The sequence below is a fragment of the uncultured Maricaulis sp. genome (assembly GCF_905480005.1).
Taxonomy (GTDB): domain Bacteria; phylum Pseudomonadota; class Alphaproteobacteria; order Caulobacterales; family Maricaulaceae; genus Maricaulis.
In genome coordinates, this window is the sequence record NZ_CAJQOO010000025.1 from 1 (window position 1) to 8,092 (window position 8,092).

Annotated in this window: 8 protein-coding genes; 3 read left to right on the forward strand and 5 right to left on the reverse strand. The window is 63.0% G+C overall.

Going from position 1 to position 8,092, the window contains the following annotated elements:
* Together fliP and QZ266_RS03605 are read right to left on the reverse strand one after the other, a co-directional pair.
* Positions 1–665 (reverse strand): flagellar type III secretion system pore protein FliP (gene fliP, locus QZ266_RS03600; protein ID WP_295691722.1); only part of this gene is annotated, 665 nt, incomplete at its 3' end.
* Positions 662–994, reverse strand: a complete 333-nt coding sequence (locus QZ266_RS03605) for a flagellar biosynthetic protein FliO (protein ID WP_295691724.1) — start codon at positions 992–994, stop codon at positions 662–664. The genes fliP and QZ266_RS03605, both read right to left, overlap by 4 nt.
* Positions 995–1,101: 107 nt before the next feature.
* On the opposite strand from QZ266_RS03605, the gene flgB reads away from it, so the two are divergent.
* From flgB to fliE, 3 genes are read left to right on the forward strand one after another with little or no spacing between them, the layout of a single operon-like run.
* Entirely contained in the window at positions 1,102–1,542 is a 441-nt protein-coding gene (flgB, locus tag QZ266_RS03610; protein ID WP_295691725.1) for a flagellar basal body rod protein FlgB, read from the forward strand.
* Between the two features lie 10 nt (positions 1,543–1,552).
* Positions 1,553–1,966, forward strand: a complete 414-nt coding sequence (gene flgC, locus QZ266_RS03615) for a flagellar basal body rod protein FlgC (protein WP_295691726.1) — start codon at positions 1,553–1,555, stop codon at positions 1,964–1,966.
* Positions 1,967–2,007: 41 nt separating this feature from the next.
* Positions 2,008–2,328 (forward strand): flagellar hook-basal body complex protein FliE, encoded by a 321-nt coding sequence (gene fliE, locus QZ266_RS03620; RefSeq protein ID WP_295691728.1) that lies wholly within the window; start codon positions 2,008–2,010, stop codon positions 2,326–2,328.
* 184 nt (positions 2,329–2,512) lie between these two features.
* On the opposite strand, the gene QZ266_RS03625 is transcribed toward fliE, so the two are convergent.
* The 3 genes from QZ266_RS03625 to QZ266_RS03635 all read right to left on the reverse strand — a co-directional run.
* Positions 2,513–4,372 (reverse strand): DUF885 family protein, encoded by a 1,860-nt coding sequence (locus QZ266_RS03625; RefSeq protein WP_295691729.1) that lies wholly within the window; start codon positions 4,370–4,372, stop codon positions 2,513–2,515.
* A gap of 183 nt (positions 4,373–4,555) precedes the next feature.
* Entirely contained in the window at positions 4,556–6,469 is a 1,914-nt protein-coding gene (locus QZ266_RS03630) for a DUF885 family protein (RefSeq protein ID WP_295691730.1), read from the reverse strand.
* Between the two features lie 22 nt (positions 6,470–6,491).
* Positions 6,492–8,092 (reverse strand): DUF885 family protein (locus tag QZ266_RS03635; protein ID WP_295691732.1); only part of this gene is annotated, 1,601 nt, incomplete at its 5' end.

An 8,092-nucleotide genomic window follows, 5' to 3' on the forward strand; every position in this document is an offset into this window, starting at 1 on the left:
GAGATGACGATCGGGGGCAGCATCATCATGCCCATCGACATGAGGATGGAGGCGACCACCAGGTCGATGATCAGGAAGGGGATGAAGAGCAGGAAGCCGATCTCGAAGGCGCGTCGCAGTTCGGAGATCATGAAAGCCGGCGCGACCACCCAGAAGGACGTCTCTTCCGGCGTCTCCGGCACGGCCTGCTGGGACATGTCGATGAAGAGGGCGAGATCGTCCTCGCGCACATGGCTGAGCATGAAGGTCTTCAGCGGGCCGGTGGACAGGTCGAAGGCTTCTGTCAGTTCGATTTCCTCTTCGAGCAGGGGCTGGATGCCCTGTTCGTAGGACTCGGTGAAGACCGGAGCCATGATGAAGCCGGTGAGGAAAATCGCCAGCGAGACCAGGACCGCATTGGGCGGGCTCTGCTGCAGGCCAAGCCCGGTCCGCAGGAGCGACAGGACGACGATAATACGCACGAAACTGGTCGTCATGATGACGATGGACGGGGCCAGCGACATGACAGTGAGCAGCGCGATCAGCTGCAGGATCCGCTCGGTGAGGGCGCCTTCCTGTCCGGCGTCGACGGTCACGGTCTGGGCCTCGGCCGGGAAGCCGGCCAGGGTGATCATGCCGATCAGGAAGAGGCCGAGGCAGACCCAGAAACCCTTGCGAGCATTCATGATCTCGACTCCCTGGCGGTGGGCTTCGGCCGCACCGGCTCGGGACGTGCCGGGCCGGTTGAAAGAATGGTTTCACGCTCCGCACCCAGCAAGACGATATGTTCGGTTTCATCGGCCTGAAGGATGACCAGGCGCCGGCGCGGATCAATGACCAGTGTCTCGCGGATTTTCAGCCGTTTGTCGGCCCCGCCAAGCTGGCGCAGGCCGGTCATTTGCTGCAGCAGCCAGCCTTTCTGGATCGCATAGGCAAACAGGCCCAATCCGCCCAGAAGGACGACCAGGATCGAGATCGCGAACAAGTAGCTGGTCCAGTTGACGATATCGGACATCGAGCCGTGGCCTCATAAACAATAACCACTGTCTGGGGCGATGCGGTTAAGTCCGCGTTAACCGTGCGAGACCACCTTCGTTCATAACTGAGAAAGGGGATTCGCGCATGCGGCCCGACGACGTGCCGGTTCTGGCACTGCTTCGACAATCGATGAGTTTTCACTCTGATCGCCAGCAGGTGATCGCGGAGAACATCGCGAATGCGAATACGCCGGGTTACACGCCGCGGGATCTCGATGAGTCCGACTTTCACGCCGCCCTGCGTTCGCAGATGGGCGACCGGTCGTCCGCGCCGCGCGGGGCGATTGGCCTGACCACGACCCGGGCCGGTCACATTCCGGCCTCGACGGGCGCAAGCGCCTCCTCGGCGAGCTGGGAACCGATCGACAGCCCGGATTCGGAGACGACGGTGAACGGCAATTCTGTCGTGATTGAAGAACAGATGGTCAGGGCCCAGGAAAACCGCATGCGCTATGAGAGCGCGCTGACCCTCTACCAGAAAAGTCTTGGCCTGTTGCGGACGGCGATCCGTCCGCCGGGCCGCTAGGGAGTGAACCATGGGTAACGCTTCAGACGCGATGCAGATCTCCGCTTTCGGCATGCGGGCGCAAGCCGCCCGGATGCGGATTATCTCGGAGAATATCGCCAATGCCGATTCCACGGCGCGCGAGCCCGGCGGCGATCCTTATCGACGGCAGGTTCCGGTCTTCGAGGCCGAGCTCGATCGGGCGACCGGTCTCAATGCGGTGCGCATGACCGATGTCGCGCACGACCAGAGCGAATTCACGCTCGAATTCGATCCGGGCCACCCGGCTGCCAATGATGAAGGCTATGTCCAGTACTCCAACGTGCAGACGCTCGTGGAGATGATGGACATGCGTGAAGCCATGCGGACCTATGAAGCCAATCTCAACATGATCGAAAATGCCCGCCGCATGCAGGAGCGGGCGCTCGATCTCCTGCGCCGCTAGAATAGCGAACGCGCACGCCATCTGAATGAAGGACAAAGTCCATGGCTGCTGACCTCTCTGCCGTACAGGCCTATCAGGCCGCGATCCGTACCGCCCAGCAATCTTCACTGGGCTCGAGCCAGGACGCGGCGTCCGCGGGCGCCGGGATGGATTTTGGCGCGCTGGTCACCAGTGCCGTCGCCGATACCGGACAGACCCTGGCCACGGCCGAGCAAATGACAGCTGCCGGCGCGGCCGGAGAAGCCGAATTGATCGATGTCGTCACCGCCGTCTCGGCCGCCGAAATCTCGCTGGAAACTGTCGTCGCTGTCCGCGATGAGGTGGTGAAGGCCTACCAGGAAATCCTGCGCATGCCGATCTGATCCGGCTGACGCCGCACCCGGAGCAATGAGCCCCGGCACAGGCCGGGGCTTTTTTGTGTCCGGTGCGGAGTGACTCAGCGTTTTCCTCCGCCCCTCCGGCGCGAAGGCCGGAGCCGCCGACCCTGTTGAGCACGCGCCCGCTGGGCCCGACCGCAGCCGGGCCCCTGATCGCTTGGCGCCCTGCTCAGCCGCGCGTCTCGGCAATCCAGGCCTCGACCTCTTCGGTCAGCATGGAAAGCGGGATCTGGCCGGAGGCGAGAACGCGGTCATGGAAGCCGCGCAGGTCGAAACCGGCTCCCAATTCCTGTTCGGCCTGTGCCCGCAGGGCGATGATGTGGTTCTTGCCGACCTGATAGGCCGTTGCCTGGCCCGGGAAGACGACATAGCGCTCGACGGCGGGAACAATGTCGGCCTGGGCGTTGGGGGTGTTTTCGGTCAGGTAGGTGATCGCTTCCTCGCGGCTCCAGCCATAGGCATGCAGGCCGCTGTCGACGACAAGACGGCAGGCGCGCCACAACTCCATCGCGATACGCCCGGCATTGAGATAGGGATCCTCATAGAGGCCCATCTCCAGGGGCAGATATTCGGCATAGAGGCCCCAGCCTTCGGCATAGGCGGTGAAGCTGCCAAACTGGCGGAAGCGGGGGAGATTGCCCATTTCCTGCTGGATGGACCGCTGGAGGTGATGGCCCGGAATGCCCTCATGATAGGCCAGCGTCGCCATCTGGTAGGTCGGCATGCTCGCCATGTCGCGCAAATTGGCATAGTAGACCGCCGGCCGTGAGCCGTCCGGCGTGGCATTCTGGTAGAAGGCCAGTCCGGCCCCATTCTCGCGGAAGGGCTCGACCCGCCTCACTTCCAGCTCGGCCTGGGGCAGGGTCCCGAAGACTTCCGGCAGGCGCTCGCGCATCGCGTCAATGATCGCGGTGGCCTCCGCCATATACTCCGCGCGACCTTCATCCGTGTTGGGATAGTAGAATTGCGGATCTTCGCGCAGATAGTTGAAGAACTCGCCGAGTGAGCCCTCAAAACCGACCTCGGCCATCACGCCGCGCATCTCGGTTTGCAGGCGTTCGACCTCGGCCAGGCCCAGCTCGTGGATTTCCTGCGCGGTCATGTCGGTCGTGGTGAAACCCGTCAGAAGATCGTTGTAATAGGCCTCGCCATCGGGAAGATCGGCGACCCCGTCCGCCGTGGTCGAGCGGTCGCGGTGATCTTCCAGCATGGCTTGCAGGCGGGCATAGGCCGGGCCGACATCCTCCAGCAAGGCCGTGCGGGCCCGGGCGAGGAGATCGTCGCGCGTGGCCTCATCAAGTTCGATCTCGCCCAGCTTGCGCTGGATATCCGCCCAGAGCGGATGATCCGGCCCGTCATCGAAAGGCGCGCCGGACTGAAGCCCGGCGACGGTTGCGAGGACACGCTCATAGACCCAGGCCGGGGCCTGGATGCCGTTGTCAAAACGGTATTCGGCTTCCTCGATCTGTTGGCCCAGGGCGTCGTCCATGGTCGACAGGCGCTGGATATAGGCTTCGGCATGTTCGGCCGTCTGGACGCGGTGCTGACCGATCAGGAAGGCGACCAGCCCGGTGTGCGGTCCGAAAAGCTGGTTGAAGATGTAGCCATAGCGGCGATAGGGCTCGGCCTCGGCCCCGCGCTCGGTCTGGTATTCGAACAGGCGCCAGGACATCTGGCCGACCGGGTCCAGCGCAGCGAAGTCAAAATTGGTGCGCATATGGGCCAGTCGCTCGCGACTCCGGGCGATGGCGGCCTGGGCGGCGGCTTCGCTGTTATCATTCCAGCGTCCGTAGTCCGCGTCGATAATGCCCAGGCTGGTCTTGCCGGTGGGGAAGAATTCGAGATCAGCGTTGAAGAGTTCCTCGAACCAGGCATTCAGCCGGTCCGTCTCGGTCTGCTCTCCTGTGGCGGTCTCTGTCTCGGCCTGGGCCTGGGCCGAGGCTGTCACCGCCATGGGGGTGAGCCCGGCCAGGGCCGTGCAGCCGGCCAGGAGCCATGTTCGCAAGGTCGCGCGTGGTGTGGTGGTCATGTTGTCCCCTTTACCCTCTGGATCGGAGGGCAAGATCGGGGCGCGGGGCCTGCCGGGGCCTGACGGGCGGCTTACGGTACAGTCATGGCCGAAAGATTGCGCGGGTGTCACCAAATGGCCGCCACACATAAAAAAAGGCCCCCGATCTTGGACCGGGGGCCTCGTTTCGTCGGATGGGGCGCGCTAGTCCTGCGCGTCCTCGATCCAGGCATTGACGCGTTCCTCGAGCACTGACATCGGCATGGCGCCCTGGGTCAGAACCACATCGTGGAAGTCGCGGATGTCATAGGCGTCACCGAGCGCGTCCTCGGCGATGCCACGCAAGCGGAGGATTTCCAGCATGCCGACCTTGTAGGCCGTCGCCTGGCCCGGATAGACGATATAGCGGTCGATCGCGGCAACGATGTCGCCCTGCGGATTGGGCGTGTTCTCGGCCAGATAGTCGACCGCATCCTGGCGTGACCACTGGTGATAGTGGAGGCCGGTATCGACCACGAGGCGGCAGGCCCGCCACAACTCCATCGCCAGTCGACCGAAGTCGGAATAGGGGTCGGAGTAGAAGCCGTACTCGACCGGCAGATACTCCGTGTAGAGACCCCAGCCCTCGGTATAGGCGGTATAGCCACCAAAGCGACGGAAGGCCGGAATGCCCTCAAGCTCCTGCATGATGGCCAGCTGCATGTGATGGCCCGGGCTGCCTTCATGATAGGCGAGGGCTTCCATCTGATAGGTCGGCATCAGCGCCATGTCGCGCAGGTTGGCGTAGTAGACGCCCGGTCGTGAGCCGTTCGGTGCCGGGCGCTGGTAGAAAGCCTTGCCGGCGCTGTCCTGACGGAAGATTTCGACCCGGCGAACCTCCAGAGCGGCACGCGGGAAGGTGTTGAACATCTGCGGCAGCGTTTCCGTCATCGTGTCGATCAGTGCCGTGGCGTCGGCGAGATAATCGGCGCGACCTTCGTCGGTGTTCGGATAGTAGAACTGCTCGTCCGTGCGCATGAATTCGAAGAAGTCCTGCAGCGAGCCCTCGAAGCCGACCTGCTCCATGATGCCACGCATCTCGTCGTGAATGCGGGCGACCTCGGCCACGCCGAGCTGGTGGATCTCCTCGGCCGACAGATCCATCGTCGTATAGCCGTTGAGCAGGAAATTGTAGAACTCGCCGCCATCCGGGTGTTTCCACACGCCATCATCATCGGTTGCGACCTCTGCCTGCTCCTCGAACAGAGCAATCACGCGCCCATAGGCCGGGGCCACGGCCTCGGTGAGGGCAGTTTCGGCCTCGGCGATCAGACGAGCGGTCTCCGCCGCGTCCAGTTCAAGTCCTTCGACCTTGCCGGTGAAGTCGGCAAGCAGCGGGCTGGCTTCGCCATCATCAAACGGAGCGCCGGTGATGATGTTGCGCGCGGTGGCGATCATCGGCTCATAGGTCCAGGCCGGGGTCAGTACGCCAAGCTCGGCCGACCGGCGCGAATTGGCGATATTCTGATCCATATAGGTCGGCAGATTGCGCAGGCGCCCGATATAGGCCTCGGCATCCTCGACCGTATCCACGCGGTGGTTGTTGATGAGGAAAGAGGCCGCATTCATGTGCGGTCCGGAGCGCGGCGTGAATGTGTAACCGTGATCGACCCAGCGCTGACCTTCTGCGGCGCGCTCGGCATTGTATTCAAACAGGCGCCAGGAAAGCTGGGCACTGTCGTCCAGCGCGTCGAAGTCGAAGGTCTCGCGCATATGGGCGAGATCGGCCTGGCCCATCTCGAAGCCCTCGAGCGCAAATTCCGGCGAGGCGTCTGACCACTGGTCGTAATTCGTTTTCATGCCGAGGAAGGTCTGGGTCATCGGCGAGCGCGCGACATTGCGTTCGAACGCGTCCTGGAACCAGGCATTGAGGCGATCGGACTCGGTCTCTTCGCCTGCGGCCTGCTCGACATCAGCCGGGCTGGCCTCGGTCATAGTCGCGGTCTCGGCCCCAGCAGTTTCGGCCACAGCAGTTTCGGCCGGAGCGGCGTCGCTGGCGAGGGTTTCGTCTTCCGTAGCGCCGCAGCCGGCCAGGAGCGCCAGGGCGGAAACGCCGACAATCAGGTTGGAAATACGCATTTTCATACCCCTTGTGTCTTTTCTATTGAGCCGTTTCAGCCCGTGTCTCTTCAACATAATCATTGATCAGCTGGGTCAGAACAGCCAGTGGCAGCGACCCGTTGGTCAGGACCACATCGTGGAATTCACCGTAATCGAAGGCGTCACCCAGCTCTGCCTGGGCGAAATCGCGCAATTGGCGAATCCGCATCTGGCCGGTCTTGTAGGAGGTCGCCTGGCCCGGCCAGACAATATAGCGCTCGACCTCGCGCGTGATCTCCTCCTCGGTGAAGGATGTGTTCTCGCGCAGATAGTCGATCGCGTCCTCGCGGCTCCATTGCAGCGAATGAATGCCGGTATCGACCACCAGACGTCCGGCGCGCCAGAGCTCGTAGGCGAGGCGTCCGAAGTCCTGATAGGGGTCGGTGAACATCCCCATATCCTTGCCCAGGCTCTCGGCATAGAGCGCCCAGCCTTCGCCGAAGGCAGAGAGATAGAGGAAGCGCTGGAACATGGGCGTGCCCTCCTGCTCCTGCGCCAGGGTGAGCTGGAAATGGTGACCCGGCACGCCTTCATGATAGGCGAGTGTCTCCATCTGGTAGACCGGCAGATTCCGCATGTTCAGCGTATTGGCGTAGTAGATGCCGGGCCGCGAGCCATCCAGGGAACCGGTATTGTAGAAGGCGGAGGGTGAGCCGGCCGCGCGATAGGGTTCGACCTCGCGGACCACCATCTCGCCGGCGGGCAGGGTGTCGAAATAGTCGGGAATGACATCGCGGACGCTGTCGAACACGTCATTGACTTCGGCCATGTAGCGGGCGCGGCCCTCATCGGTGGACGGGTAGTAGAATTGCTCGTCCGTGCGCATGAATTCGAAGAAGTCCTGCAGCGTGCCCTCGAATGCGACCTCTTCCATGATCCCGCGCATCTCGTCATGAATGCGTTCGATCTCGGCCAGGCCGGTATCATGCACTTCCTGCGGCGACAGATCGGGCAGGGTGGTGAAGGCGGCCAGCTGGCTTTGGTAATAGGCCTCGCCGCGCGGCAGCTTCCAGGCACCATCCCGGTCATCCGTCATTTGCTCATGGCGCTCGAACATGGCGATGAGGCGCTCATAGGCGGGACCGACCACATCAGTCAGCGCGCGGGTGCCGCGGGCAATCAGATCCGCCTTGGCGTCGTCATCAATCTCCAGCGCATTCACCTTGGCGGTAAAGTCGGCGAGGAGCGGCGAAACGGCGTCGCTATCATCAAAGGGCGCACCGGCGATCACGGCGCGGGTATTGCCTGTCAGGTATTGGAAGGCAAAGCGTGGCGGCATGACACCGGCCTCGGCGCGCCCTTCCGCACGGGCGATCAGGGTGTCGAAGATCGGACCGATCCCGTTGAGCCGCGAGATATAGGCTTCGGCGTGCGCGACGCTTTGGACCCGGTGCTGGCCAATCAGGGTCGAGGGCATGCCGGTATGGGGCCCGAACATCTGGGTGAAGACATAGGTCTGGTCGCGGAAGCCGTACTGGCGAATGCCGGTCTCCTGCAGGTATTCAAAAACGCGCCAGGAGACCCGGGCATCGCGATCCAGCGCATCAAAGTCGAACGTCTCGCGCATGTGGGCGAGACGGTCGATACGGCGTTGCTGGGCCG

Coding starts and splice junctions, on each gene's coding strand:
- QZ266_RS03605 (WP_295691724.1), bottom strand. CDS start 994: ATGTCCGATATCGTCAACTGGACCAGCTACTTGTTCGCGATCTCGATC.
- flgB (WP_295691725.1), top strand. CDS start 1,102: ATGCGGCCCGACGACGTGCCGGTTCTGGCACTGCTTCGACAATCGATG.
- flgC (WP_295691726.1), top strand. CDS start 1,553: ATGGGTAACGCTTCAGACGCGATGCAGATCTCCGCTTTCGGCATGCGG.
- fliE (WP_295691728.1), top strand. CDS start 2,008: ATGGCTGCTGACCTCTCTGCCGTACAGGCCTATCAGGCCGCGATCCGT.
- QZ266_RS03625 (WP_295691729.1), bottom strand. CDS start 4,372: ATGACCACCACACCACGCGCGACCTTGCGAACATGGCTCCTGGCCGGC.
- QZ266_RS03630 (WP_295691730.1), bottom strand. CDS start 6,469: ATGCGTATTTCCAACCTGATTGTCGGCGTTTCCGCCCTGGCGCTCCTG.